Source organism: Herbaspirillum sp. C7C8 (genome assembly GCF_022627875.1).
Classification (GTDB): Bacteria; Pseudomonadota; Gammaproteobacteria; order Burkholderiales; family Burkholderiaceae_D; genus Herbaspirillum.
Genome location: NZ_JABXGG010000030.1, coordinates 1 through 26,063, shown reverse-complemented (window position 1 = coordinate 26,063; position 26,063 = coordinate 1). Strand labels below are relative to the sequence as shown.

Annotated in this window: 27 protein-coding genes and 1 pseudogene; 12 read left to right on the top strand and 16 right to left on the bottom strand. The window is 64.1% G+C overall.

Features of this window, described 5'->3' with window-relative positions; all coding sequences use genetic code 11:
• Positions 1–80: 80 nt before the first annotated feature.
• A complete protein-coding gene (locus tag HWE01_RS21835; RefSeq protein WP_241822869.1) occupies positions 81–434 on the top strand; it encodes a hypothetical protein in 354 nt (117 codons plus the stop codon).
• A 9-nt stretch (positions 435–443) separates the two neighbouring features.
• Positions 444–872, top strand: coding sequence for a hypothetical protein (locus tag HWE01_RS21830; RefSeq protein ID WP_008333266.1), 429 nt, complete (start codon positions 444–446; stop codon positions 870–872).
• 8 nt (positions 873–880) lie between these two features.
• Here HWE01_RS21830 and HWE01_RS21825 read toward each other — a convergent pair whose 3' ends face one another.
• The 5 genes from HWE01_RS21825 to HWE01_RS21805 all read right to left on the bottom strand — a co-directional run bounded on the left by HWE01_RS21825 (position 881) and on the right by HWE01_RS21805 (position 5,729).
• Positions 881–1,735 carry an AraC family transcriptional regulator gene (locus tag HWE01_RS21825; protein ID WP_034351466.1) on the bottom strand — a complete coding sequence of 285 codons (855 nt, stop codon included), beginning with the start codon at positions 1,733–1,735 and terminating at the stop codon, positions 881–883.
• Between the two features lie 173 nt (positions 1,736–1,908).
• Positions 1,909–2,442, bottom strand: coding sequence for a Dps family protein (locus HWE01_RS21820; protein WP_034351661.1), 534 nt, complete (start codon positions 2,440–2,442; stop codon positions 1,909–1,911).
• Between the two features lie 5 nt (positions 2,443–2,447).
• Positions 2,448–3,275: an alpha/beta fold hydrolase gene (locus HWE01_RS21815; protein ID WP_241822868.1), complete on the bottom strand. Its 828-nt coding sequence runs from the start codon at positions 3,273–3,275 to the stop codon at positions 2,448–2,450.
• A 135-nt stretch (positions 3,276–3,410) separates the two neighbouring features.
• Entirely contained in the window at positions 3,411–3,833 is a 423-nt protein-coding gene (locus HWE01_RS21810; protein WP_008333270.1) for a DoxX family protein, read from the bottom strand.
• A 12-nt stretch (positions 3,834–3,845) separates the two neighbouring features.
• Entirely contained in the window at positions 3,846–5,729 is a 1,884-nt protein-coding gene (locus tag HWE01_RS21805; protein WP_241822867.1) for an amidohydrolase, read from the bottom strand.
• A gap of 291 nt (positions 5,730–6,020) precedes the next feature.
• On the opposite strand from HWE01_RS21805, the gene HWE01_RS21800 reads away from it, so the two are divergent.
• The 5 genes from HWE01_RS21800 to HWE01_RS21780 all read left to right on the top strand — a co-directional run bounded on the left by HWE01_RS21800 (position 6,021) and on the right by HWE01_RS21780 (position 9,263).
• Positions 6,021–6,710, top strand: a complete 690-nt coding sequence (locus tag HWE01_RS21800; protein ID WP_008333274.1) for a hydrolase — start codon at positions 6,021–6,023, stop codon at positions 6,708–6,710.
• An 84-nt stretch (positions 6,711–6,794) separates the two neighbouring features.
• Positions 6,795–6,962 (top strand): DUF1427 family protein, encoded by a 168-nt coding sequence (locus HWE01_RS21795; protein WP_083859654.1) that lies wholly within the window; start codon positions 6,795–6,797, stop codon positions 6,960–6,962.
• Positions 6,963–6,976: 14 nt separating this feature from the next.
• Complete coding sequence (locus HWE01_RS21790; protein WP_008333276.1) at positions 6,977–7,219, top strand: DUF1427 family protein; 243 nt, start codon at positions 6,977–6,979, stop codon at positions 7,217–7,219.
• 50 nt (positions 7,220–7,269) lie between these two features.
• Positions 7,270–7,647, top strand: a complete 378-nt coding sequence (locus HWE01_RS21785) for a response regulator (protein ID WP_237713606.1) — start codon at positions 7,270–7,272, stop codon at positions 7,645–7,647.
• Positions 7,648–7,709: 62 nt separating this feature from the next.
• Positions 7,710–9,263 carry a sensor histidine kinase gene (locus HWE01_RS21780; protein WP_175345039.1) on the top strand — a complete coding sequence of 518 codons (1,554 nt, stop codon included), beginning with the start codon at positions 7,710–7,712 and terminating at the stop codon, positions 9,261–9,263.
• Positions 9,264–9,281: 18 nt separating this feature from the next.
• Here HWE01_RS21780 and HWE01_RS21775 read toward each other — a convergent pair whose 3' ends face one another.
• From HWE01_RS21775 to HWE01_RS21765, 3 genes are all read right to left on the bottom strand, one after another.
• Complete coding sequence (locus tag HWE01_RS21775; RefSeq protein ID WP_241822866.1) at positions 9,282–10,184, bottom strand: AraC family transcriptional regulator; 903 nt, start codon at positions 10,182–10,184, stop codon at positions 9,282–9,284.
• A 113-nt stretch (positions 10,185–10,297) separates the two neighbouring features.
• Positions 10,298–10,936 (bottom strand): FMN-binding negative transcriptional regulator, encoded by a 639-nt coding sequence (locus tag HWE01_RS21770; RefSeq protein ID WP_241822865.1) that lies wholly within the window; start codon positions 10,934–10,936, stop codon positions 10,298–10,300.
• 72 nt (positions 10,937–11,008) lie between these two features.
• Positions 11,009–11,458, bottom strand: coding sequence for a PACE efflux transporter (locus tag HWE01_RS21765; RefSeq protein ID WP_008333290.1), 450 nt, complete (start codon positions 11,456–11,458; stop codon positions 11,009–11,011).
• Positions 11,459–11,625: 167 nt separating this feature from the next.
• Between HWE01_RS21765 and HWE01_RS21760 the strand changes: the two genes are divergently transcribed.
• The gene (locus tag HWE01_RS21760; protein ID WP_175345036.1) at positions 11,626–12,537 is read left to right on the top strand and encodes a LysR family transcriptional regulator; all 912 of its coding nucleotides are present in this window, start codon (positions 11,626–11,628) and stop codon (positions 12,535–12,537) included.
• 239 nt (positions 12,538–12,776) lie between these two features.
• Here the strand turns inward: HWE01_RS21760 and HWE01_RS21755 are convergent, their stop codons facing one another.
• On the bottom strand, positions 12,777–13,748 hold the full coding sequence (locus tag HWE01_RS21755) for a 3-hydroxyacyl-CoA dehydrogenase NAD-binding domain-containing protein (protein WP_034351469.1): 972 nt from the start codon (positions 13,746–13,748) through the stop codon (positions 12,777–12,779).
• A 178-nt stretch (positions 13,749–13,926) separates the two neighbouring features.
• Here HWE01_RS21755 and HWE01_RS21750 point away from each other — a divergent pair, with 178 nt between their 5' ends.
• Both HWE01_RS21750 and HWE01_RS21745 read left to right on the top strand, forming a co-directional pair.
• Positions 13,927–14,085, top strand: a complete 159-nt coding sequence (locus HWE01_RS21750; RefSeq protein ID WP_008333293.1) for a hypothetical protein — start codon at positions 13,927–13,929, stop codon at positions 14,083–14,085.
• 12 nt (positions 14,086–14,097) lie between these two features.
• Positions 14,098–14,727, top strand: coding sequence for a disulfide bond formation protein B (locus HWE01_RS21745; protein ID WP_008333294.1), 630 nt, complete (start codon positions 14,098–14,100; stop codon positions 14,725–14,727).
• A 111-nt stretch (positions 14,728–14,838) separates the two neighbouring features.
• Here the strand turns inward: HWE01_RS21745 and HWE01_RS21740 are convergent, their stop codons facing one another.
• The 5 genes from HWE01_RS21740 to HWE01_RS21720 form a co-directional block, all read right to left on the bottom strand.
• A complete protein-coding gene (locus tag HWE01_RS21740; protein WP_008333296.1) occupies positions 14,839–15,909 on the bottom strand; it encodes a porin in 1,071 nt (356 codons plus the stop codon).
• Positions 15,910–16,129: 220 nt separating this feature from the next.
• On the bottom strand, positions 16,130–17,218 hold the full coding sequence (locus HWE01_RS21735; RefSeq protein ID WP_241822864.1) for an ABC transporter ATP-binding protein: 1,089 nt from the start codon (positions 17,216–17,218) through the stop codon (positions 16,130–16,132).
• A gap of 40 nt (positions 17,219–17,258) precedes the next feature.
• Positions 17,259–19,070 carry an ABC transporter permease gene (locus tag HWE01_RS21730; protein WP_008333299.1) on the bottom strand — a complete coding sequence of 604 codons (1,812 nt, stop codon included), beginning with the start codon at positions 19,068–19,070 and terminating at the stop codon, positions 17,259–17,261.
• A gap of 208 nt (positions 19,071–19,278) precedes the next feature.
• Positions 19,279–20,385: an ABC transporter substrate-binding protein gene (locus tag HWE01_RS21725; protein ID WP_241822863.1), complete on the bottom strand. Its 1,107-nt coding sequence runs from the start codon at positions 20,383–20,385 to the stop codon at positions 19,279–19,281.
• 79 nt (positions 20,386–20,464) lie between these two features.
• The gene (locus HWE01_RS21720) at positions 20,465–21,436 is read right to left on the bottom strand and encodes a tripartite tricarboxylate transporter substrate binding protein (RefSeq protein WP_008333306.1); all 972 of its coding nucleotides are present in this window, start codon (positions 21,434–21,436) and stop codon (positions 20,465–20,467) included.
• 279 nt (positions 21,437–21,715) lie between these two features.
• On the opposite strand from HWE01_RS21720, the gene HWE01_RS21715 reads away from it, so the two are divergent.
• Positions 21,716–22,390, top strand: coding sequence for a response regulator (locus tag HWE01_RS21715; RefSeq protein ID WP_008333309.1), 675 nt, complete (start codon positions 21,716–21,718; stop codon positions 22,388–22,390).
• Positions 22,390–23,847: a sensor histidine kinase gene (locus HWE01_RS21710; RefSeq protein WP_241822862.1), complete on the top strand. Its 1,458-nt coding sequence runs from the start codon at positions 22,390–22,392 to the stop codon at positions 23,845–23,847. The genes HWE01_RS21715 and HWE01_RS21710 overlap by 1 nt, the downstream gene beginning before the upstream one ends.
• 12 nt (positions 23,848–23,859) lie before the next feature.
• Here HWE01_RS21710 and HWE01_RS21705 read toward each other — a convergent pair whose 3' ends face one another.
• Together HWE01_RS21705 and HWE01_RS21700 are read right to left on the bottom strand one after the other, a co-directional pair.
• Positions 23,860–25,620, bottom strand: a complete 1,761-nt coding sequence (locus tag HWE01_RS21705) for a methyl-accepting chemotaxis protein (protein ID WP_241822861.1) — start codon at positions 25,618–25,620, stop codon at positions 23,860–23,862.
• A 242-nt stretch (positions 25,621–25,862) separates the two neighbouring features.
• Positions 25,863–26,063: pseudogene (locus HWE01_RS21700) on the bottom strand (aromatic amino acid lyase); the annotation flags it as partial.

Here is a 26,063-nt window from a genome sequence, read left to right as displayed (position 1 = left end):
CACGACGCGTCGCGCGCCTTGCCAGCGCCCTTTCTGGACAGAACGCATCTCACGCCTATTTATGAAATGGGTTCTATGTTGTGTATCTCCTGGATGCGAATGCCCAGCGCCTCGGGCCTTTCTTCTTCTTGCAGGTCAAGACCACCCTCAAGGCCCCGGATACCACAGGCGCCTATGCGCTACGTTTCAGCGCGCGAGCGGTCGCCCGTGCGCAGGCGATGAAGACACCTTTCTTCGTAGGCATCGTGGACCGCAGTACGATACGGCGGGAAAGAATCTACGTGAAGGGAATCGATGCGGGTCTCCCGACAGGAATCACACGCCTGGAGCCACGGCATGACCTCGCCGAGGACGCCGTCAAGATCGCGATCTACAACGAAGTCTCCCGCGTCTGGGCACTTCGCAACAATCCGCCATTGCGGCGGCTCCTCTGAGGAACCACCATGCCACATTCCCGCCGTCATGAAATCGCACATCAATTTGCAGAGGGCCTGGTTGCGCAGATGTTGCAGCGTTCCGGCAACGCCTTCTTTCACGTCACGCCTTCCTGCTCCGGCGAGCACATTGATTTCCTGGTCAGCAAGGGAGATGACCTGTGTGGAATCGACGTCCGCTACGCAGAGCACAAGGATGGCGTCGAGCAACTCTGGAACGAATGGAAACAGTACATTCGCGCCTGTCGCCCCAGACATGGCTCTGCGCTGGGCAGAACGATCAAGGCCATCCGGCCGGGACAACCGACACGGCCGGCAGATCCTGAGGTCCATCTGGTCGTGGTAACCGGCCGTGGCGACAGGATCTATGCGGAACAGACCATCGCACCGTTATTGACTCCCGACGTACGCACGCATATTTCCGTGCTGGGTGAATGAGGCCAGCCCTATCCCCTCACCCACCCCATCGGCCCCACCCCCATCACCTGCTTGAACACCCGGCTGAAGTGACTCTGGTCGGCAAACCCGCATTCCAGCGCAACGAGCGACATGCTCTTGTCGCCCTCGCGCAGCAGACGGCAGGCCAGAGCGATGCGCTGGCGCTGCAGCCAGGCATGCGGGGGCAAGCCGAAGCTGAGCTTGAAGGCGCGCGAGAAATGCGCGCGCGACAGCCCGCATTGCGCCGCCAGCTCGGCCAGGCGCACCGGCTGCCCCAGATGCGCCAGCATGTAGTCGCGCACCCGCACCTGCTGCCACCCGGCCAGGCGGCCGCCGCTGCGCGCCAAGGGCTGGCCGCCGTAACGCTGCGCCAGATGGGTATGCAGGGCCAGCATGACGCTGTCGACAAAGACCGTATCACCCTGTTCGCCCTGCTCGACCTGTCCGGCCGCCTCCCCCAGCATCGGCAACATGGCCTGGACCAGATGCCAGACCACCGGATCGCGTACGCCCTGCCGCTGTTGCAGCAGGCCAATGCGCCGACCGTGCTCCTCGCTCCAGCGCTCCAGCGTGGTACGCGGCAACTGCAGGCGCACGTTGTCGTAGCCCGAGAGATGCTGGCAACGCCACTGCTCGCGCAGGTCGGTAATGGCCATCTCCCCCAGGCGGTGGCCACCGGCATGCACCAGCTGCCCGGCGCGCCAGAGCTTGTGATGGCGAAAATCCTGCAACTGCACGATGACCGAAAAGGCATCCTCGCCGGGAATGTCGATCACCGGCGCGACACCTGCCGGCACGCCCCCGGCAGGCGACTGGGTCGCACGTGCCAGGAGGATGTCGTCCTGCAGACGAATGCGCTTCATGAATCGCTGGGAGATGGGCTGGATCACGCGAAAAATCGGTCAAGTTGAATAAAAAAGCAACGGTCCGCTCCAGCTGCCGCTCGCAGGCCGGCGCATCCGAAGCTGGGTGAAGGAAAACGCAAAAAAGGCAGAGCCGTCAAGCTCTGCCTTTTTCCAGTCCCGGCGTACAGGACTCACATCGAAGTGCGCCCCGATTCGAACAGGAACCAGGCCCGCTGCTCGGCCTCGTCGATCCAGTTCTCCAGCAGGCTGGCCGTGGCCACGTCGCCATGCTCGTCGCACAGCGCGTGGGTGGCCAGCATGAAACCGACCAGGCGCAGATTGTCTTCGCGCAGTTCGGCCAGCATGTCGGAGGGCGTGACGAAATCGGCATCGTTGTCGGCCAGTCGCTGCAGCCGGCCGACATGGCCGGTGGAACGCAGCGTGGTCGCGCCGATCTTGCGGACCCGCTCGGCCACCGCATCGGTGATGGCGATGATCTGCTGCGCCTGGTCGTCCAGCAGCAGGTGGTAGTCACGGAAGTGCGGGCCGGACATGTGCCAGTGGAAATTCTTGGTCTTCAGGTACAGCGCGAAGATATCCGCCAGCAACATGGTCAGCGCCCCGCCGATTTCCTGCGTGGCCAGCGCCGAAAGTGCGCCGGGCGTGGCCAGCGGCGCCAGCCGGCGCTTTTCCAGCTGCTGGCGTTGGGTTGCGTCCAGGCTCATGGTGCTCACCCCTTCAGGAAGGCCAGCAGGTCTTCGTTGATCTGATCCTTGTGGGTGGCGCACAGCGCATGCGGCGCACCGCCGTAGATCTTCAGCTGTGCCCCCGGCACCATCTCGGCCACCAGCTTGCCGGTGGTCTGGAAGGGCACAACCTGGTCGTCGTCGCCGTGGATCACCAGGGTCGGGAAGTTGAATTTCTTGATGTCTGCACGGAAATCGGTGCTGGAGAAGGCCGTCACGCAATCCAGCGTGCCCTTGAGCGAAGCCAGCATGGCAATGTTGAAGGTCTGTGCCAGCACGCCCGCGCTGACCGCATTGGCCTTGCCGGGACGATTGGTGCCGAAGAAGACCGCCGCGAAATCGCTGATGAATTGCGCACGATCCTTCAACAGCCCTTCCTTGATACCGGCGAAGACCTCGGCCGGTACGCCCTGCGGGAAGTCCGGGGCCTGGCCGAAGATCGGCGTGACCGCACCCAGCAGTGCCGCCTTGGCCACGCGCTGGCTGCCGTGGCGACCAATGTAGCGGGCCACGTCGCCACCGCCCATGGAGAAGCCGACCAGGGTGGCGCCCTGCAGGTCCAGCTTGTTCATCAGCTCGGCCAGGTCGTCGGCGAAGGTGTCGTAGTCATAGCCGCTCCAGGGCTGGCCGGAACGACCGAAACCACGGCGGTCATAGGCGATGACGCGATAGCCGCGCTCGGCCAGGAAGTTCATCTGGTATTCCCACATGTCGCCATCCAGCGGCCAGCCGTGGCCGAAGACGACCGGTTGGCCGCTGCCCCAGTCCTTGTAATAGATTTCAGTACCGTCGCGGGTGGTGAGGGTGCTCATGGTGTGACTCCTTGTGAAGTAATGTGGACGTTGCCGCTTGCGCGGCCAGCGTGCAGGGGGACAGCAGCCGCCCTGCATGCAGGGCGGCTTGAGAACAGGGATGGGACGACACCGACCGCCGTGGCCGGGCAGCTCCTAAGGCTGCGCCGCAGCCTGGCCCAGCCGCCACTGGCCGGGACCGCACAACGCGATGGCCGTGAAGATCACCAGCAGCAGCCAGCCGAACTGGCCCTCGGCAATGCTCCAGTCAGGATGCACCGCCAGCATGGCCACCAGCAGTACCCCGATGACGGGCAGGCAGGCCAGGCGGGTGAAGAGGCCCAGGGCGATGAGCACCGGGCACAGCGCCTCGGCCAGGATGGCCGACCAGAGCGAGACCGTCGGGCCCAGGCCGAAGGGGTCTTCGATGACGGTCAGCTCATGGGCGTAATGGGTGAGCTTGGGCAGTCCATGCACGTAGAAGAGCATGAAGCTGCCCGCCACGCGCAGGAACAACAGCCCCACGTCCAGGGGCGGGACCGGCAAACCCGGCCGGCGGGCGGGATGGCGCGTTTGCATGATCGGCTCCAGTCAGAACGCAAAGCAACTGCAACCCAACGCGCCCCAGAATCCGGCGAAATTGGACACCGGAACGCTGGACTTGCGCGCCACGTCATGCGCATGTCCATGGACACCACAGGAGCCCGCGCAGGCATGCGGCAGCGCGGTCTTCTTCTGGCGGGCGGCATCGCCCCCGGCAACGGCGCGGTAGTGCCCCGGCACCTTGGCCACCGGCGACCACTCGGGCAAGACCGGGATCTCGCCGGGTCCGTAGGAGGAGAACGGCCCGGCACCATAGACCACCTTGCCATCGACCACGGTCATGAGCGATTCGATGGCCTTGATCTGGTCTTCATGCACGCTGAAGAAGTCCGCCGACAGCACCGCCAGGTCGGCCAGCTGGCCGGCCCGGATGCGGCCTTTTTTTGCCTGTTCGCTGGAGAACCAGGCGCTGCCTGCGGTCCACAGTTCCAGTGCAGTTTCGCGAGGTAACCTGCCAGTTGACCGGTACAGTTGGGTGCCGCCAACAGTACGGCCGGAGACCAACCAGTACAGTGCCGTCCAGGGGTTGTAGCTGGCCACGCGGGTGGCATCGGTACCGGCGCCGACTGGCACGCCCATCTCCAGCATCTTGGCGATCGGGGGCGTGTGCTCGGCAGCATCGCTACCGTAGCGGTCGATGAAGTACTCGCCCTGGAAGGCCATGCGATGCTGGATGGCGATGCCGCCGCCCAGCGCCTTGACGCGCTCGATGTTGCGCTCGGTGATGGTCTCGGCGTGGTCGAACATCCAGTGCAGGCCATCGAAGGGAATGTCGCGGTTGACCTTCTCGAACACGTCGAGCATGCGCGCGATCGATTCGTCATAGGTGGCATGCAGGCGGAATGGCCAGCGATTGGACACCAGATGACGCACCACGCGCTCCAGTTCCTCTTCCATGCCCTCGGCCAGGTCGGGGCGCGGCTCCAGGAAGTCCTCGAAGTCGGCGGCGGAAAACACCAGCATTTCACCTGCGCCGTTATGGCGCAGGAAATCGTCGCCGTCACCCGGCTTGACCAGGCCGGTCCACTTCTGGAAATCGGCCAGCTCACCGCCCTTGTTCTGCGTGAACAGGTTGTAGGCAATGCGGATGGTCAACTGGCCCTCGGCGGCCAGCTTGTTGATGATCTGGTAGTCATCCGGGTAGTTCTGGAAACCGCCGCCGGCATCGATGGCGCTGGTCACGCCCAGGCGGTTCAACTCGCGCATGAACTGGCGGGTCGAGTTGACCTGGTATTCCTGAGGCAGGGTCGGTCCCTTGGCCAGGGTGGCATACAGGATCATGGCATTGGGACGGGCGATCAGCATGCCGGTCGGGTTGCCCGAGGCATCGCGCACGATCTCGCCGCCCGGGGGATTGGGCGTGTCCCTGGTGTAGCCGACGGCCTGCAACGCGGCGCGGTTGAGCAGGGCGCGGTCATACAGGTGCAGCACGAAGACCGGGGTATCGGGCGCGGCGGCGTTCAATTCTTCCAGCGTGGGCATGCGCTTTTCGGCGAACTGGAATTCGGTCCAGCCGCCCACCACACGCAGCCATTGCGGATGCGGAGTACGCGCGGCCTGGTCCTTCAACATGCGCAGCGCATCGGCCAGCGAGGGCACGCCTTCCCAGCGCAGTTCCAGGTTGTAGTTCAGGCCACCGCGAATGAGGTGCAGGTGGGAGTCATTCAGGCCGGGGATGACGGTGCGCCCGCCCAGGTCGATGACCTGGGTGGTGGCTTGTTTCAGACGCATCACGTCGGCGGCGCTGCCGACTTCGAGGAATTTTCCGCCGCCGATGGCAAGGGCCTCGGCGATGGGGTTTTGCTTGTCGACGGTGTGGATCTTGCCGTTCAAGAGGATCAGATCAGGGGTCACGCTGGTTGCGGTCATCATGGAGGCTCCGGGCATGGACTAAGGCGATGGAGAGGGCGAATTGCGCAGGTAGTGAGGCCGCTTGCCGCGAACTGCTCATCCCCTGCGCTTTTGTTGACGCTTTTATTGGTGTTTGCAGTGTGCAAAAACGCACAGCCAGCGTCTAGCTATACGAACAGATAATGGCAGCGCTCCCCCCGCTTGCCTATGATCGCCTCCGGCAGCCTCGCTCCCGCTGTCCACCGGTCTGCTTCGCCGCTCCCGCCGCCAGGCCGGCACACTCCTCCACCATCATCCACCTACGGAATCATCATGACCACCAATACCAAGCTCGACGTGCTGACCCCGACCAACTGTCAGTTCATCATCATCGACCATCAGCCGCAGATGGCTTTCGGCGTGCAATCGATGGACCGCCAGGCACTGAAGAACAACGTCGTCGCCCTGGCCAAGTCGGCCAAGGTGTTCAACATCCCCACCGTCATCACCACCGTGGAAACCCAGGGCTTCTCCGGCTACACCTATCCGGAACTGCTGTCGGTGTTCCCCGAGCACGACATCCTGGAGCGTACCTCCATGAACTCCTGGGACGACCAGAAGGTGCGCGACGCCCTCAAGGCCAACGGCAAGAAGAAGGTGGTCGTGGCGGGTCTGTGGACCGAGGTCTGCAACAACAGCTTCGCCCTGTGCGCCATGGCCGAAGGCGACTACGAGATCTACATGGTGGCCGACGCTTCCGGCGGCACCTCCAAGGAAGCCCATGACTACGCCATGCAGCGCATGATCCAGGCCGGCGTCATCCCCGTGACCTGGCAACAGGTGATGCTGGAATGGCAGCGTGACTGGGCCCGCAAGGAAACCTACAGCGCTGTCATGGACATCGTGCGCGAGCACTCCGGCGCCTACGGCATGGGTGTGGACTACGCCTACACCATGGTGCACAAGGCCGAACAGCGCCCGCACGGCAACCAGAAGACCCTGGCCCCGGTCCCGGCCAAGTAAGCGCCCGCAGCCACTGGCGCCGCCGCCCTGCAGCCGTCGATCGGCCGGAGGCGGCGGCGCCCCACCTTCATGAGGAGCCGGGCCATGTCCGCTTATCTGATTTCACTGGGGGCCGGCATCCTGATCGGTGTCGTCTATGCGCTCTTCAAGGTGCGCTCACCGGCGCCACCGGGCATCGCCCTGATCGGCCTGCTGGGCATGGTGCTGGCCGAGCGCCTGGTCAACGGCCTGGGGCCCCTGCTGGGCCATTGATTCCTGGAGTACGCATGAAACCCTATCTGATCTCCCTCCTGATGGGCCTGCTGGCCGGACTGATCTATGCCGCCCTGCACGTGCAGTCGCCGGCTCCGCCCATCATCGCCCTGCTCGGTTTGCTGGGCATGCTCATCGGCGAACAACTGGTTCCCATCGCGCGTCGCAAGCTGGCCGGGGAAGCGCTGACGGCGTCCTGGTTCCACCGCGAGTGCATGCCCAAGATCACCGGCACGCCACCGCCGGACCAGCAGTAGGCCAGGTATCGCAGGCCACAGCGCTGACGATGATGAGCCAGGGGGAGACCATGCCCGCATCACACCGCCCCATCGCCGTGATCGATGACGATCCCGGCGTTCGCACAGCGCTGTGCAACCTGCTGGACTCCGCCGGCCACCGTCATTGCAGTTTCGATTGCGGCGAGGATTTTCTCTCCAGTACCTGCCTGCCCGTGGCGGGCTGCGCCATCGTCGATCTGAACCTGCCGAGGATGAGCGGTTTCGAACTGGCCGAGCAATTGCGCCTGCTGCGACCGGACCTGCCGCTGCTGTTGCTGTCGGCGCAGGCCACGGCACTGCAGCAACAGCGCGCCACTGCCATGGGGATCGCACTGCTGGCCAAGCCGGTCGATGCCGATACCCTGCTGGTACTCCTGACGGCCACCCGGCTCTACGGACCACCCTGACACCCGGACCGGCAATGCGGCACAATGCGCCCTTGAGCCCACATTCTTGCCAGGAGAATCCCTTGCCGTCCGACCCGCGTCCCGCCGACGACGATGCCCTGCTGCAAACCCTGTGCGAACTGTCGGCGCTGCTCGACCCTGTCCTGCTCAAACCGGCCATCACACGTGCCCTCTGCCAGCTTGCCGGCGCGCGGCGCTGCCTGCTGGTGCGCCATGAAGCAGGCCTGGACCTGATCGAGGCCGAAGCACGGCGTGACGGACTGGAGGTCTGCAACAGCCAGCGCTACTGCATTGCCGGACCGGATGATCTGCAGGCGGCACTGACGCTGATCCTGAGTCATCGTGGCCAGTCGCATGGCGCACTGCTGCTGTTTTATGACGATGCGCCCGGCCAGGCCATGACACGCTGCGCCCGCCACATCGCAGCACATGCCGCCGTGCTGCTGAGCAATGCCGCCGACCATGCCCGGGCCTTGCTGGAAAAGGAAATGCTGCTGTGCGCCGAGCGTGAACTGCGCACCAGCCAGGAACTGCTCAAGCAGGGCGAACGTTTCAACCACGCCGGCAGCATGCGCTACCTGGTGCGCGAAGACCTGATGTTCTGCTCCGACGAACTGTGTCGCATCTATGGCCTGCCGCCCGGCCGCAACTGCATCACCTATGACGAGTTCGCAGCGCTCATGCACCCCGATGACCGCCAGGAAGTGATCGACACCGTCAACGCCGCCGTCGCCATGGGTGGCACCATCCGCGTGGAGCACCGCATCTGCCGCCAGGATACCGGCGAAGTACGTACGCTCTCCGGCATCGGCAAGCCGGTGTGGGTCGACGGTACCTTTACCGAATACATGGGCACGGCCACCGATATCACCGTGCGGCGCCAGGCCGAGTACGCCATCCGCGCCGCCCAGGTGGACATGGAGCGCGTGGCGCGCGCCAACACGGCGGGCCAGCTGACGGCCTCCATCGCCCATGAGATCAACCAGCCGCTCATGTCCATCGTCTCCAATGCCGGCGCCAGCCTGCGCTGGCTGGACCGAAGCGCGCCTGAACTGGAGCATGCGCGTGCCAGCCTGCGCGACATCATCAGCGAAGGCCAGCGCGCCGCCGGCATCATCAGCGGGCTGCAGAACCTGACCCGCAAGCACGCGACGCAATTCGAACGTATCGACCTGCACGCACTGATCCGCCATATCCTGACGCTCTCGCGCAGCGAACTGGAGCAGCGCGACGTGCATCTGGTCCTCTCGCTCTCCCCTGCCGAGGTCCATGTGCTGGGGGATACGGTGCAGTTGCAGCAGGTACTGCTGAACCTGGTGGTCAATGCCATCGATGCGATGACCGGCGTGCCGGAAAACGCGCGCACCTTGAGCATCAGCACCACCTGCTGCAATGAGCAGCGGGTCAAGGTGACGATACAGGACAGCGGTGCAGGCATCGCCCCCGAGGCCATGCCGCGCATCTTCGACGCCTTCTACACCACCAAGGAAAACGGCATGGGCATGGGTCTGGCCATCTGCCGCTCCATCATCGAGACCCATCGCGGCCGCTTGCGCGTGACGGCGGCCTCGCCGCAAGGCAGCGCGTTCGGTTTCGACCTGCCGCGCGTGCCGTGATGCGATGTGGGCCGGCCGTCAGCCCAACCGACGGCGCCATGCGCCCGGACTGCTGCCGACGATCTGTGAGAACACACGGGTGAAATGACTCTGGTCGTAGAAACCACAGGCCACAGCGATGTCGGCCAGCGAGAGCTGGGTCAGGCGCAGGTAATGGCGCGCCATGTCGACGCGCTGGATCAGCAGCCACTGGTGCGGCGTGTGACCGGTGCTGGCCTTGAAGGCGCGCAGGAAGTAGCTGGCCGACATGTTGCACTCGCGCGCGATGTCCGCAATGGAGAGGGCGTCCCTGGACTTCTGCAACAGCATCTGCTTGGCGCGCTCTTCATGCAGCCGCGACAGCCGCATATGGCGTTGACCAGGCGGGCTGACGCCACCATAGCGCCGCAGCAGATGGGTTCCCATGGCCAGGCCGAGCTGGTCCACGAACAGGCGCTGGTCGGCATCGGGCTGCGCCAGTGCCGGTGCCAGGGCAGCGGCCAGATGGGCCAGCACCGGATCGTCATGACCGGTGACGGTGGCCAGGCCGCTGGCCTTGCCTGCCCGCAGATCCTCATTGACCGTGGCGAACCAGGACAGCGGCAGCTCCACCAGCAGGAAATCGAAGGGCGTCTGCAGGTCGGCCCGGTAGTCTTCGGAAAAATCACGAATGTAGACGGCACCGCGTCCGAACTCGAACTGCGCCCCCTGGCGGCCGCGGAAGATGTTGCGGCGGTGTTGCGGGGCCATCGAGATACCCACCAGGAAACCACGATCGGAGGCCGGGGTATGGACCTGCGAGACCTCGCCGCCCTCGACCCGCTTGCGATAGAAGCTGAAGTAACTGCCCTGCAGTTCCTGGCTCTGCTTCAGGCGAGTGGCCGAGCAGCCCAGCGAATCACTGCGCAAGGAGGATGTGGGGGGAGCGGTCAGGGCAGTCATGGGTGAGCGCGATGACATCAGAAAATCCGATAAGGGCGCACAGCGGCCCGGTTCCCGGATTCTACACAGGTGCGCGATACGACGTGAGGATTGCTCAGTTTCATTGCCGCCGCTCAGGATGGCTTGCGGGCAGCCTCCTGCAGCATGGCCTCGCCGACCTCTGCCTGACCACGCTCGAGCAGCGTACGGCCGGCAGCGTCGATGTCGCGCACGTCCTTGTTCTGGCTGAGCTTGCGCTTGCCTTCCAGGCGCGTGATCTCGATCTCGATGCCGACGATGGCCTTGAGCAGGGTATCGGTAAAGTCGGCGGGCGCATCGGACATCTTCCACGGCCTTGTTTCTCCGGCCTCATGGGTGCGCGTCAGGCGCGCCACCACACCGCGCAGATAGCGCTCGTCGTCACGGATGGTGACGCGCCCGTGGGCATGCGCCACGCTGTAGTTCCAGGTCGGCACCTGGCGATGTGCCTCGTGCTTGCTGGGATACCAGCTCGGCGAGATGTAGGCGTCGCCGGCCGAGAACACCACCAGTACCGCATCGCCATCGGCCAGTTCGCGCCACAGCGGATTGGCGCGCGCCACGTGCAGATGCAGCGTACCCAGCGCGCCCTGAGTAGCATCGAGATGACAGGGCAGGTGATTGGCATCCAGTCCGCTGGCGGTGTGCGAGACCAGCACGCCGAAGGGATGGGCGGTGATGAGCTGGTGCAGGCTGGTGGTGTCGTTGTCGGCGAAATGGGCGGGGATGTACATGCGTTTCCTGGCAAGTGGGTGGGCTGCCTCATTGTAAGGCAAGGCCCGCCGGGAACGCCGCAGCGCGCCGACTCAGCGTGCCGGACCGGCCTGCGCGTTGACCGGCATGGCCGAGCTCGGCAGACCGAAAACGCGATCAAAGCCCAGGTTGAACAGGTAGGTGTAGATCATGAAGAAGACGATCAGCCCGAAGTCCAGCACCAGCGCATCCCACAGGCTCATGTCCAGCCACCAGGCAAACAGCGGCACCAGCATCACCACCAGGCCGCCTTCGAAACCGAGGGCGTGTGCCGCACGGCGCGCGAAGTTGCGGCCACGGCGCGGCTGGCGGGCTTCCCAGCGCTCGAACAGACCGTTGAAGATGAAATTCCAGACGAAGGCTATCGTCGACGAGGCCACCGCAGCCGCCGATGAATGCGCACCGTCATGACCGGCGAAGACGGTCAGCCCGACCGTCGTGAAAATGATGGCCAGCCCCTCGAAGAGGCAGGCATAGACCAGCTTGCGTTTGAATCCCTGCATGATGTGCTCCTGAAGACAGCAGCGCGCCAGCTCCCTTTGCCCCCCTGAGGCGGACCCGGTCTGGCCGCGTGATGGAAAGCATTCTATGATGAAGTTTTTGATGAATGAAGTCGGCTTCTTTCAGTTTTTCTGACAGGTGGCCGACCGGCTTGCAGAAGGAACATGCCATGGCTTTCTCCAGTGACAACGTCCGGGTCTTTCTGGCAGTGCTCGACAGTGGCTCGTTTTCGGCAGCGGCGCGCCTGCTGGGCCGGGTGCCGTCCTCGGTCAGCATGACCATCAGCCAGCTGGAAGCCGAGCTGGACCTGGTCCTGTTCGACCGCACCGCGCGCGATGCCCGCCCTACCGAACTGGCGCGCGCCCTGGAGCCGGATGCACGCCTGCTGGCCAGCACCCTGCGCCAGCTCGATGCGCATGCGCTGGCCATGCACCAGGGCTTGGAGCGCAAGCTGACCCTGGCGGTCGCCCCGGAACTGCTGTCGGTGCCCTGGGCCAAACCGCTGGCGGTGCTGGCCGGGGAGTTTCCCTCGCTGGAGGTGGAAGTGCTGTCCTCGCCCCAGGCCGATGCCATGCGCATGCTCTATGACAATACGGCGCAGCTGGCGCTGGTCTTCGAGCGCCACGCCGGCAATGATCGCGAAGCCTTCCAGGAATTCAGCAGCGAAATGATGGTGGCCGTGATCGCGCCTGATCATCCCGCACGGCTGCGCAAGAAGCGCAAGCTGCGCTACGAGGACCTGTATGACATCCGTCAGATCGCCGTGGCCAGCCGCGATGCCAGCATCTCGGACCCGCGCTTCTTCCTGGCACGGCATCTGTGGCGCACCGACAATCACCTGGCCACACTCTCGCTGGTACGCGAGGGCCTGGGCTGGGCCTACCTGCCGCACAGCCTGGTGCAGGCGCAGATCGAGGCCGGTACGCTGGTGGTCATCGATTTCGACAACATCAGCAACCAGCAGCGCATGTGGGTGGATGTGGTGTGGAACAAGGATCAGCCGCTGGGCCTGGGGGCGCAACGTTTCATTGCACTGATGCGGGAAATGGCGCCGAGCCGGCGCAAGCGGTCGCACAAATGAATGGGGCTCATCAGAAACCGGAAACCGTTCGGACTGAGCAAGTCCCTCAGGGCCGACTCGAAGGCGCTACGCGGGGCAAAATCATCATCACGCTGCACAGCGTCTTCGATACGCGGCGTGGCCGCTACTCAGTCCGAACGGTTGGTTATCTGCACAATGAACACCGAATGAACATCGATCAATTTTTTTAAGTTTTTAAGGAAAGCCGACTTAGAGAAAGAATTCCAAATACTTAGTTTTCAAGGAATGACCTGGGTCTTGCTCTTGGCCGCCAGCAACTGCACCAGCAACTGGTCACGCTCGGCGGCCAGGTCGATGGAGGTCTTGCCGCGCATCTGTTGTGCCACGCCCGCGCCAATCTGCGCCTTGAGTGCATCCGTGATGGCTGGCGCTCCCAGGTCGGCCCACCAGCTCTCGATGGGTGGCCCCAGGTGATCGAGCATATGCCCGATGCCGCCCTCCCCGCCCGACATGTGCAGGTTGAGATACGGCCCCATCAGCGCCCAGCGCAGGCCGGGGCCATAGGCGATGGCCGTATCGATGTCCTCGGTGCTGGCCACGCCCTGCTCGACCAGGTGGAAAGCCTCGCGCCACAACGCGGCCTGCAGGCGGTTGGCGATGTGACCCTTGACCTCCTTGCGTACATGGATGGCCTTCTTGCCGATGGCGGTATAGAACGCCAGCGCGGCCTGCACCGCCTCCGGCGAGGTCTGCGCACCACCGATGACTTCCACCAGCGGGATCAGGTGCGGGGGATTGAAAGGATGGCCCAGCACCACCCGACCCGGATGGCGGCAGGCCGCCTGCACCTTGCTCATCAGCAGGCCCGACGAACTCGACGCCAGCACCACATGGGCCGGCAGGACGGCATCCATGCGCTGGAACAGATCGATCTTGAGATCTTCCCGCTCGGGGCCGTTTTCCTGCACGAAGTCCGCCCCCTGCAACGCCTCTTCCAGCGACGCCGAGAAGCGCAGTCGCTCCGGCGAGGCGCCCGGCGCCAGGCCCAGCTCTTCCAGGCTGGGCCAGTGGCGCGCCACGGCGGCCCGCAGCTTTTCCTCCGCGCCCGGCATCGGGTCGGTGGCCGACACCTCCAGCCCCCGCGCCAGGAAATAGGCCACCCAGCTGGCGCCGATGACGCCCGTCCCCACCACCGCCACTCGCCGTACCTCCTGATGACCGGACCAGGGGCCGCTTGCTGATGCCTGCATTGTTGTCTCCTCTATTGATGGGTTTCAGTGAAATCGCGCTGAAGCTGAATATTCTCGGTAAATCTCGATTTTATTCGATGTTTTGGCGCGAGATTTGCGCGGGCATTCGGCTACGATTGGTATCAAAGCACACAAACAAACTCCCGGATATGAATCGGGATCAACTCCGGGTCATCCCATGTTCCTCTATCTTCCTTTTCTGCTGGCCTTCCTGACCGTCCTCGGCATTGCATTGGGCTGGAAATCATTGAGCAACAAGCTATGGTTGGCAAGCACCGGGGTCACCCTGTGGTGGTTCAGTCAAACCACCCAGGGTCACCTGGGTTTCGTCCTGTAATGGCACCGTCTCATGGATCGTTCCGTCGTCTTCACGCCGCGCGAACCCGTCCTGCCGGGCGGGATCTTTCTCAATTGCCTGTGCCTGCTGGCCGTCACTGCCTGCCTGGGCCTGCTGCTGTACTACCAGTGGGTACTGCTGGTGGCGCCTTGTCCGCTGTGCCTGCTGCAGCGCACCGGCATCATCCTGACCGGCATCGGCTTCATGCGCAATCTGCGCTTCGGGGTCAAGAGCGCGCACTATGGGGTCGCGCTGGTGGGTGCGCTGCTGACCGGGCTGATCGCGCTGCGCCAGATCTCGCTGGAGGCCCTGGCCGGGCAGACGCCGCAGGGACCGATGTTCCAGGGCATGCACTTCTATACCTGGACGGCCCTGTTTGCCCTGGTGTCCATCCTGGTGATCGCCTTGCTGCTGTGCGTCAAGAGCGCGGAATATCCGGCCACGCTGCTGCTGTTGCAAAGCGCGGAACGGCAAGATGAACCGCGTCGCATCCCCTGGGGCAGGATCGTGGTGAGCACGCTCTTCCTGCTGATGGTGGGGGCGCACCTGGTGGCCAGTCTCACCGACTGCAACCGCACAGCCTGCGATGAAGACCTGCTCGATCGCCTGCAACTGCATGCCCCGTCCCCCTGGTCCAGATGAAAAAACGGCGCACGCCTGCAACTTGCAGGGGTGCACCGGTCAAGGACGGCTCAAGACTATCGTGGCCCGACACGCCAGGCGCGCGTGCCGGGCCTGGGCATTACCGTTGCATCAGAAGCGGTGCTGCATGCCCAGGGTGGTACCGAACTGGCTGCTGCCGAAGCCGGCATCATCACGCGACAGGCCCACCAGCTGGTTGTTCCTGGCCTTGGCATAGGCCGTGCTCAGGTACAGGTCGGTGCGCTTGGACAGCGCATACTTCAAGCGCAGCGAATACATGATGGGATCGGCATCGTTGGCTACGTTCTTGATGTTCTGGTAGTAGATCGCACCCATCACGCTCATGGCCGGCGTGAACTTCCAGGTCACGCCACCCCAGTAGAAGTCGCTGCGCAGATCGGCCGCACCGGTGGCCAGAGACTTCTTGTAGTAGCGATAACCGAGGTTGAACTTCCACGCATCGGAGAGCTGGTAGCCCGCGGCCAGGTGGGCGCTGGTGGCACGGTCATAGGGGGTATTGGCGGTGCTGGTGCTGTTGTTGCGGTCATAGGTCGCAGCCACGCTGAACGGGCCGGTCCCCCAACCCAGGCCGACGGCATACTTGGCACCGTTGCGGGTCTCGCCGGCCACCTCACCGAAGCCGACCGTCGCGCCCAGCTTCACGCCCGCGAACTGGCCCTGATACTTGACCAGGTTGGACACGCCGGTGAGCATGCCGTCCTTGCGGCTACCGGTAGCACCGGCCGAAGTCACCCACGAATAGTTGGCCGAGTAGCCCATGGGGTCGAAGGGCAGGATGAAGTCATAGGTGGTGGAGAAGGAACGACCCACGACTACGCGGCCGAAGCCGCCTTCCAGGCCAACATTGGACTGGCGGTTGAAGAGCTGGTTGGCATCGCCATCGAGGGCGCCGTTATCCAGCTTGAAACCGTTTTCCAGCTGGAAGATGGCCTTGAGGCCGCCGCCCAGGTCTTCCGTACCGCGAAAGCCGATGCGCGAGGTGTTCATGGATCCCGAATTCAGGCGCACCAGGCCGTTGCCGGCGGCGTTGGCATTGGTGAGGTATTCCACGCCCGAATCGACCAGGCCATAGATGGTGACGGAGGTTTGCGCCTGGACCGAGGTCGTGGCGAACGCGGCGAATGCGGCCAGCATGCTGGCCGCCAGATGAGTCTTTTGCACTGAGGTCTCCTTGATTGAGAACGTTGGATAGCGTCGGCGCGGCCCCGCCGCGCGACGTCTTCTGGTCATGCACCCGGTCTTTTCGTGATGTGGTTTTCCGGGTGAGCGAGGCAATGGCGGGTGGCCTTCCTCACTGGTTTTCATCGATGAGATGAATCGTCAAAAAACTAAGTGTCGCCGTCCGGAAAACTTAGTCGTCCGGAACGGCCAACTTAGTTTTTCAGAATGCCCACAGGGCCTGTTCCGGCAGCGACAGCCAGTATTCGCCCTGCTCCAGGCGCTGCGGCGCGTAGGCACGCAGGCCGACCGAACCGGCCGGGCCGCCCTCGACCTTGAACAGGCACTCCCAGCGGTCGCCCAGGTACATGCAGGTCGACAGCGGCAGGCGGATCGCATTGCCGGTCTGCTCGCCCGAGATGCGCACCTGCTCCACGCGAATGATGCCGGTGAGCTGCTCGCCGGGACGGGCGTCGTCGCGTCCGCGCAGGGTGGCCACGGCGGTGCCGCCATCGAGCTTCACGGTCACGCGCTCACCCTCGCGGCTGACCACCTCGGCGGCCAGCTTGTTGTTGCTGCCCATGAACTCGGCGGTGAACAGGGTATCGGGGGTCTGATACATGCTCTGCGGCGTGCCCTGCTGTTCGATGCGGCCATTGTTGAGCAGCAGGATGCGATCCGAGATGGCCATGGCCTCGCCCTGGTCGTGAGTCACCATGAGCGCCGACAGGCCCAGGCGCACGATCAGTTCGCGCAGGAAGGCGCGGGCTTCCTCGCGCAGCTTGGCGTCGAGGTTGGAGAGCGGTTCGTCCAGCAGGATCACCTGCGGGTTGTAGACCAGCGCCCGGGCAATGGCCACGCGCTGTTGCTGGCCACCGGAAAGCTGGTGCGGATAACGCTCGCCCAGGTGGCCCAGGCCCAGCTGCGACAGCACTTCCTTGACGCGCTTGGCGATCTCGGCCGAGGGCGTCTTGCGCAGCTTGAGGCCATAGGCGACGTTGTCAGCCACGGTCTTGTGCGGCCACAGCGCATAGGACTGGAACACCAGGCCGAGGTTGCGTTCTTCGGCGGGCATCTCGAAGTTGCGCGCGCCATCGAAAACGCGGCGGGTGCCGATGTCGATGGTGCCGGCCTTGGGCGATTCCAGCCCGGCCACGGCGCGCAGCAGCGTGGTCTTGCCGCTGCCGGAGGGGCCCAGCAGGGCCACCACTTCACCGCGTTGCAACTGCATGGAAACACCCTTCAGGATGGGATTGGCGGAGGCGCCGCTACCATAGTCCAGGTGCAGGTCGTTGACGGAAAGTTCGGTCATGATGATTCCTCAGGATGCTCTTTAGGGAGGCTGGTGCCGCTCAGTCGTGCAGCTTGACGCCGAAGCGCAGCGCAATGCCCAGGCCCACGGCCACCAGCGTGATATTGATGAAGGACAGCGCCGCTACCAGTTCCACGGCGCCGGCGGCCCACATGGAGACGATCATCGAACCGATCACCTCGGTACCGGGCGAGAGCAGATAGACGCCGGTGGAGTACTCGCGCTCGAAGATCAGGAACACCATCAGCCAGGCCCCCACCAGGCCATAGCGCACCAGCGGGAGGGTGACGTCGCGGGTGACGCGGGAGCGCGAGGCACCGACGGCGCGGGCTGCCTCTTCCAGCTCCGGGCCGACCTGCAGCAGGGCGGTATTGATCAGGCGCAGACCGTAAGCCATCCACACCACCGAGTAGGCCAGCCAGACCGAGAAGATGGTCGAGCGCAGGGCGCGCAGGGCGGGGATGAAGCTGTCCACCAGCCACAGGGCGACGGGGTTGTCGATGCCCTTCAAGGCCGAATCCAGCAGCGAGGGCACGAACAGGAACACCCACAGGAAGGACAGGCCGGCCAGCAGGCCCGGCACCGCACGCGGCACCAGCACGCTGTAGTCGAGAAAGCGCGTCACGCCATCCTGCTTGCGGTGCATGGCCAGGGCGATGGCGGTATAGCAGGCCACCGCCAGGGCGCCGCCGATGACGCCGATCAAGACCGTATTGATGATGCCGCGCACCAGCGAGGGTTGGTCCCAGACGTTCAACAGGTTCTCGAAAGTCAGCACGTCCAGCAGATTGACGCCATCCCCCCAGTGCGAGACGAAGGTGCGCAGGCCGATACCCGAGAGCGGAATGATGACGGTAAAGAGCAGCCAGCCGGCAATCAGGGCAAAGGCCACCCAGCGCCACTTGCCCAGCGGCAGCGCCTTCTGGCGCGCACCCTTGCCCTTGATGGCGACAAACTTGTTGGCCGAGCGCAGCAGCCAGCGTTGCAGCATCACCAGCGGCATGGTCACCGCCACCAGGCACACGGCCACTGCCGCCATCAGGTGATACGAAGGCGTACCCAGCTTGTTGGTGAGCTTGTAGAGATAGGTGGGCAGGACCAGGTGGCCTTCCGGATCGCCCAGCACCAGCACCAGACCGAACACTTCAAAGCCGAGGAAGAACACCAGCACGCCCGAGTAAGCCAGTGCGGGCGTGATCATCGGCAGCGACACGTTCAGCGCCACCTGCAGCGGCGACGCCCCGGCCACGCGGGCCGCTTCTTCCACGTCCGAGCCGAGACTGCGCAGGGCCGCCGAGGCATACAGGTAGACGTGCGGCACGTGGGTCAGGCCGGCGATGATGACGATGCTCGTAAAGGAATAGATATTCCACGGATCGCCCTCGAAGCCGACCACCGACAGCAGGTTCTTGACCCATACCGTGTAGAAGCCCACCGGGCCCATCGAGACCACATAGCCGAAGCCGATCACCATGGGCGAGACGAAGATCGGCACCATCAGGGCCGGCGCGATGAAGCTGCGGCCCGGCAGGTCGGTGCGCACCATCAGGAAGGCCAGCATGCCCCCCAGCGGGACGGCGATCAGGGCCAGGCCGGTGGCCAGGGTCAGGCCGTTGATGAAGGCCTGGCGGAAGTCGGGATCATCGAAGATGAAACGATAGGAATCCAGGGTCAGCGTCTTGACCGGCGCGAAGAAGGGTGCCGACAGAAAGCTTTGATAGAAGATCAGCAGCAGCGGCACGAAGATGGCCAGGGCTGCCAGCAGCACGACCAGGCCGCGCGGCCAGTTCAGCCGGAAACGGCGGGCCGGCAGGGCTTGCTCGCTGCGCGGCAGCGTTGTGGTGGTTTGCATGGTGCGCCTCATGAGTGGGCAGATGGAACAGAACAGGCCGGGCGACGGCAATGCGCCGCCCACGGAGACGGCCAGAGCCGCACTCCGCAAAGCGATGACACGATGTAATGAACGAACACCCCCGTTCGGACTGAGTAGAGCAGCAGGGTCGTATCGAAGGCGTGACGGCCTCTGACCTGCGCGCTACCCGGCCGGGGACGGAAATGATTTACTTCTTGGTGGCTTCCTTCCACTGCTTCAGGAAGTCCAGGCGCTTCTTCTGGTCCAGATAGTCCAGCAGTTCGGTGGAGACCGGCATGGGCTTCAAGGACGCGCCCAGTTGCCTGGTCAGTTCCGCCGAGGTGGTGGTCCCGGTGACATCGCCGCGAATGGCAAAGAGCTGCGCATCGTTGGCGATGATGGTCTGGCCGCGCTTGGAGAGGATGTAGTCCACCCACAGCTTGGCGGCATTGAGGTTCTTGCCGGCCTTGTTGATGAAGATCACGCGCGAGAGCACCAGGTTGTAATCCTTGGTGAAGGCCACGCCGATGGACGGATCCTTCTTGGCGCGCACCAGGGCATAGGGGCCGAGGATGTTGTAGCCGATCAGGTTTTCACCCGAGGAGATGCGTTCGAGCATGGTGCCGGTGGAGGACTGCACGCGTGCGGCCACGCCGCCCATGGCTTTGGCGAAGTCCCAGAAATGCGGATTGTGCTTCAGGTCATAGGTCATCAGGCTGAAGCCCACGCCGGACTTCTCGATGTCGTAGGTGGTGACCTTGTTCTTGAACTTGTCCTGCTTGCTGACCAGGAGCCTGGTGAACTCGTCGTGGGAGCTCGGCACCTCGGCCTCGCTCACCAGGCGCTTGTTGTAGACGATGGCGGCCGGCTCGAAGGTGGTGCCGTAGGCGGTGTCCTTCCAGTTGGCCCAGGCCGGCAGGGCAGCGGCTTCGGGCGACTTGTAGGCGACCGCATAGCCTTCGGAGGCCAGCTTGACCTGCAAGTCCATTGACGAGGACCACATCACGTCGGCGGTGGCGCCGCCGGCGGCGGCTTCGGAGATGAAGCGGTTGTAGGCTTCGGTGGAATTCATGTCGTTGTACTCGACCTTGACGCCCGGATAGAGCGCGCCGAAATCCTTGATCAGCGCTTCGGCCGCCTTGGAATCGGTGGTGCTGTAGATCACGACCTTGCCTTCCTTGCCGGCGCCTTCAATGACCTTGGCGTAATCGGCCGGATAGCCGGCGGGAGTGTCGGCACGGGCCACACTGCTGAAAGTGACGGGCAAAGCGAGGGCCAGGCCGAGCGCAATGCTCAGGCGACGTTTGTGCAACATGGGTTCTCCTTGATGATGAAACGGACCTTGCGCCGGCCCGGTTGCAGAGCACGCCTGACGGCGTGTGCAACCGGGCTGGTCAGCGCACCAGGCCCAACTCCTGGGACTGCCTGCGATAGCGCGCAACGGTCTGCGCGATGTAATCCGAGAGCGGCTTGCCGGTCATGGCAAAGGGTTGCAAGCCACCCATGCTGCGCTGGCGATCGAAGGCGGGATCGGCCAGTGCACGGTCAAAATACTGTACCCAGCGCCGGTAATCCTCCTGCGACGCATGCGCACTCATGTAGAAGCCGCGAATGATGGGCCAGACCACGTCATAGCCCTGTTCACGCGCAGTCGGCACCGAATGCAGCGGACCCGGCAGGCGTTGCTCGGACAGCACCGCCAGGATCCGCACCTTGCCATCGGCCATGAAGTAGGCGGCCTCCGAGGTATCGCCCGAGATCACCTGCACATGTCCGGCCTGCAATGCGGCAAAGGAATCACCGCCGCCTTCCAGCGCAACGAAACGGAACTGCCTCGGCGTGAAGCCGGCGTGTTGCGCCAGCAGCGCCATCTTCAGCCAGTCCTGGCTGCCCACGGTCCCGGACAAGCCCACGGTAACCGCCGACGGATTCTTGCGGATCGCTTCGAGCAACTGCTTCAGGTTGTGCCAGGGTGCATCGCCGCGCACCGCAATCATGCCGTGATCGATGCCGATACCAGCCACCCAGCGCACGTCGCCCACGTCAGCGCGACCATACTTGCCTTGCGCCAGGCTCAGCAGCGAGCCACCCGAAAAGGCCACCAGGGTTTCCGGCCCGCCGCGCCGCTGCGAGACCACCGAACTCCAGGCCACCGCACCGATACCACCGGGCAGGTAGGCCACCTTGAAGTCCTGCTGGCCCGCTTCGGACTGCATCACCCTGCGCAACAGCTTGCACGAGGCATCCATGCCGCCGCCCGGCTTGGCCGGGACGATGCACTCGGTGGCCCAGGCGCACGGCAGCGCACACGCCAGCAGGCATGCGGCCAGACGGTGATACCAGCGATGCAGGCATCCGGCCTTCATGGCCGAGAGCAGCAGCGCAACAACAATATGGGAACAACGGTACCGGCGCGGCCGGACCCGGGGGCAGTCATGTGGTGTCTCCAGCTTGGAATTCTTGATATGGGCGCATCGTACAAGAAAAGGCTTTCAGCCGGCTTTCAGCCAGGCTGTCAGTGTGGGATCGAAGCTACGCAGTTTCCACAATGGCCGCGCCGGACGTTTCAAAGGCGGCGGGCCATCTGTTAGCATCCGCGCTGGAGACAAGCCGTACCGCACTGAAAAAAATATAAAGGCCGCATCATGCGCATCCTGCTGGTCGAAGACCATATCGAACTTTCCCGCTGGCTGGCCAAGGCCCTGCGCGACGCCCACCTCACGGTGGAGTGTGCGCACAACGGTGCCGATGCCGACAGCCTGCTGCTCACGCAAGACTATGCTCTGGTGATCCTGGACCTGACCCTGCCGCGCATGGATGGGCTGGAAGTCTTGAAGCGCATGCGCGCGCGCGGCAGCCGCACACCGGTCCTGATCCTGACCGCGCGCGGCGGTCTGGCCGATCGTGTCAGCGGCCTGAACATGGGTGCCGATGACTACCTCGCCAAACCCTTCGAGCTGGAAGAACTGGAAGCGCGCGTGAAGGCCCTGCTGCGCCGTTCGCAGAGCCAGGAAGCGGTCACCGTGGCCTGCGGTGCGCTGTGCTTCGATACCGTCTCGCGCACCTTCACCTATCACGGCGAACTGCTGGCGCTGACCCCGCGCGAACATGCGGTGCTGGAAGTGCTGATCATGCGCCAGGGCCACACCGTACCCAAGGACAAATTGTTCCAGCAGGTGTTTTCGCTGGATGACAACGCCAGCGTGGACGCCATCGAAATCTACATCCACCGTCTGCGCAAGAAACTGGAACACGAGGCGGCGGGCCGGGTCGGCATCACCACCCTGCGCGGCCTGGGCTATCTGCTGCAGGCGGCGTGATGGCGCAAGCCCCCCGGCGACTGGGCAACCTGCGCAGCCAGCTGGTGCGCTGGCTGATCATCCCGCTGACGCTGCTGGTGGCTCTGGATGCGGTCTCGGTCTACACCAATGCACTGGAGGTGGCCGACTTGGCCTATGACCGCTCGCTGCTGGCGTCCACCCGCGCACTGGCCGAACGGGTCTCCATCGTCGACGGGCATGTCACGGCCGATGTGCCCTACGTGGCATTGGACAGCTTCGAGACCGATACCCTGGGCCGCATCTACTACAAGGTCACCGGACTCAATGGCGAGCTGGTCTCAGGCTACGACGACCTGCCGCCGGTACCGGCCAACGTCAAACGCTCGGAAGCCTATCCGGCGCTGGTGCGTTTCTACCAGGCCGATTATCACAACCAGCCCATCCGCATCGCCGCGTTGCTGCAGCCGGTGTATGACGACAGCATGCGCGGCATCGCCCTGATCCAGGTCGGCGAGACCATGGAGGCACGCAATGGCATGACGCGCAAGATCCTCTTCGATACACTTTGGCGCCAGGGCACGCTGGTGACGGTGGCGGCGCTGCTGGTATGGTTTGCGGTGCGCTTCGTGCTGCGTCCGGTGATGCAGTTGAAGGGCGAGGTGGAGTCGCGCGCGCCCACCGATCTCTCCGGTTTCGATCCGGCGCTGGTGCACAAGGAAATGCGCCCGCTGGTGCAGGCCATGAATGGCTACATGGGTCGGCTGCAGGCCCTGATCAGCGCCCAGCGGCGCTTCATCGCCGATGCCTCGCACCAGTTGCGTACCCCCCTGACGGTATTGAAGACGCAATCCGAACTGACCCTGCGCGAACTGCGCCGCACGCGGCTCGATCCCGCCGAGCTGCGTGAGCTGGTGGAAGGCATGGCGCGCACTACCGATTCGGCGGTGCACCTGGCCAATCGCCTGCTCACGCTGGCACGGGCCGAACATGGAGCGGCCGAAGGCGGCACCATGCGCGTGCGGCTCACCGATGCGGCGCGCCAGGTGGCGCTGGAACTGTCACAGCAAGCCGTGGCCCGCGACATCGGGCTGGCGTTCGAGGATGAAGGCGATCTTGCCATCGAGGGCAATGCACTGCTGCTGCATGAACTGATGGTGAACCTGCTGGACAATGCGATCCGCTATACGCCACGCGGCGGCCAGATCACCTTGCGGGTACGGGCTCTGAGTCAGCCGGGCCAACCGACCAGCGCAATGCTGGAGGTGGAAGACAACGGCCCCGGCATTGCCGAGGCCGAACGCGAAAAAGTATTCGAACCCTTCTACCGCGCCGGTGCCACCCAGCACGTCAATCCGGGCGGAACCGGACTGGGGCTGGCAATCGTACGCGAGATCGCCGCCCTGCACCGCGCTACCGTGACGCTGGAAGCCCCGCCGCGAGGCAGCGGGCTGCTGGTGCGCATCGCGTTTGCGGGTGTTGTGGAAATGCGGGCCTGAACCCGCCAGGTCTCAGAACTGTTCCCAATCGCCTTCGTCGGCTGGCATGGCCTTGCTGCCGCTCCTGGCACTGGAAGCCGGCACCGGTTTGGCCGGCAAAGCCTTGGCTGCGGTGCCCGGAGTCGGCACGGCGGCCTTGGCCGACATGACCGGCGCAGCCGCCGTCGGCTTGCTGGCCGACTTGGGCGGTACCGGCTTGGGCACGGGCCGCGCGCGCGAGGCCTCGTGGCTGCCGAGCTTGAAGATGCTCACCGTTTCCACCAGACGACCCGACTGCTCCTGCAGCGACTGCGCGGCAGCAGCGGCCTGTTCCACCAGCGCGGCATTCTGCTGGGTGACCTCATCCATCTGCACGATGGCGTGATTGATCTGCTCAATGCCATCGCTCTGCTCGTTGCTGGCCGCCGAGATCTCGGCCACCACGTCGGTGACGCGGCGCACGCTGGCCACCACTTCACTCATGGTGGCGCCGGCCTGTTCCACCAGACGGCTGCCGTTGTCCACGCGGCTGACCGAATCATCGATCAGGGCCTTGATCTCCTTGGCGGCCGAAGCACTGCGCTGGGCCAGGGTACGCACTTCGGACGCCACTACCGCAAAGCCGCGTCCCTGCTCACCGGCACGCGCCGCTTCGACGGCGGCATTCAAGGCCAGGATGTTGGTCTGGAAGGCGATGCCATCGATGACGCTGATGATGTCGACAATCTTGCGCGAGGCATCGTTGATCTCCCCCATGGTCTGCACCACCTGCCCCACCACGTTGCCGCCCTGCGCCGCCACTTCGGACGCAGTGGTGGCCAGACTGTTGGCCTGGCGGGCATTGTCGGCATTCTGCTTGACGGTGGAGGTCAGTTCTTCCATCGCGGAGGCCGTTTCTTCCAGCGCACCGGCCTGTTCCTCGGTGCGTGAGGACAGATCCAGATTGCCGGTGGCGATTTCGGAAGAGGCGGTATTGATGGTATCGCTGCCCGTACGTACCTCGCTGACGATGCGGTGCAGGTTCTGGTTCATGGCCTTGAGCGAAGCCAGCAGCATGCCGGTTTCATCCTTGGTGGTCTCGCCGATCTGTATCGTCAGATCGCCTTGCGCGACGGCGCTGGCCACGTCCACCGCTTCATTGAGCGGACGGGTGATGGAGCGCGTGACCCACCATGCTGCCAGCACGCACAGCAGGATGGCCACAGCCGACAGTTCCAGCATCAGGGCGATGGCCGAATCGCTGGTGTGCTGGCCGTCGACCACACTGTCATCCATCAGCGACTTCTGGAAGGCAACGAAGCTGTCGAGGACCTCGAAGTAGCGATCCTGCTTGGGAATGACTTCATTGAAGAGCAGCTCGGTACCCTCGTCCTTCTTTTGCTGGCTGATCAGTTCGCGCAACTTGTCACGCGGGGTATTGTAGGCGGCGCGCGCCTCCTGGATGGCCTTCAACAATTCCTTGCCGCGCGGTGTGCTGATGAGCTTTTCGACCTTTCCCAGCGCCTCGGTGGTCTTGGCGCTGTTGGCCGCACCACGGTCGAGATAGCGCCTGGCCTCCTCGATATTGCGCGCCAGCAAGGCATTGCGCAGGTTGCGCGCGGCCGAATTGACGTTCTCGCGGATCTCCATGACCAGCGCGATCTTCACATAGCGATCCTCGACCACCACCCGCGAGGCCTTGCTGACGCTGTGCAGGCTTTGCATGCCCACCCCCGTGATCAGGCACATGACCGCGACCAGTATGCCGAAGCAGGCCGCCAGGCGCGCGCTGATCCTGATGTTCTTGATGTTCATTCCTATTCCCCCGATGGATTGTGATAATGCTCGCTGAGCAGTGTGAGGGTAACCGCCCCGGCCACGCCATCAGGCAGATCCTGATGCGCCCGATTGACAGCTCCCAGGCTTCATTGCTTCATGGCAAGCACGTCCTGCCGTCGCGCGAAAAAAAAAGCTGCCGTTCAGTGTTCCTGAACGTCAGCTTTTTCTCATACTTGAGCCCGCGCCGTCGGATTCTCATCCCCTGGCTCGCAAGCCTCTCACACAAAGTTGCCGATGGCTGCAATGACCGCCTGCCGCACCGATCCGCTGACCACGAAGTCATGCGCCGCCTGCACGTCATCATGGAACCAGCGATCGCCCTCCAGGCAGGCCGGGATCTGCCGACGGATCTCCTCATACGCCGCCTGCGTGCCCTGTCCCAGCATGAAGTCCTTGAGCAGTTCTTCGGTCATGGTCAG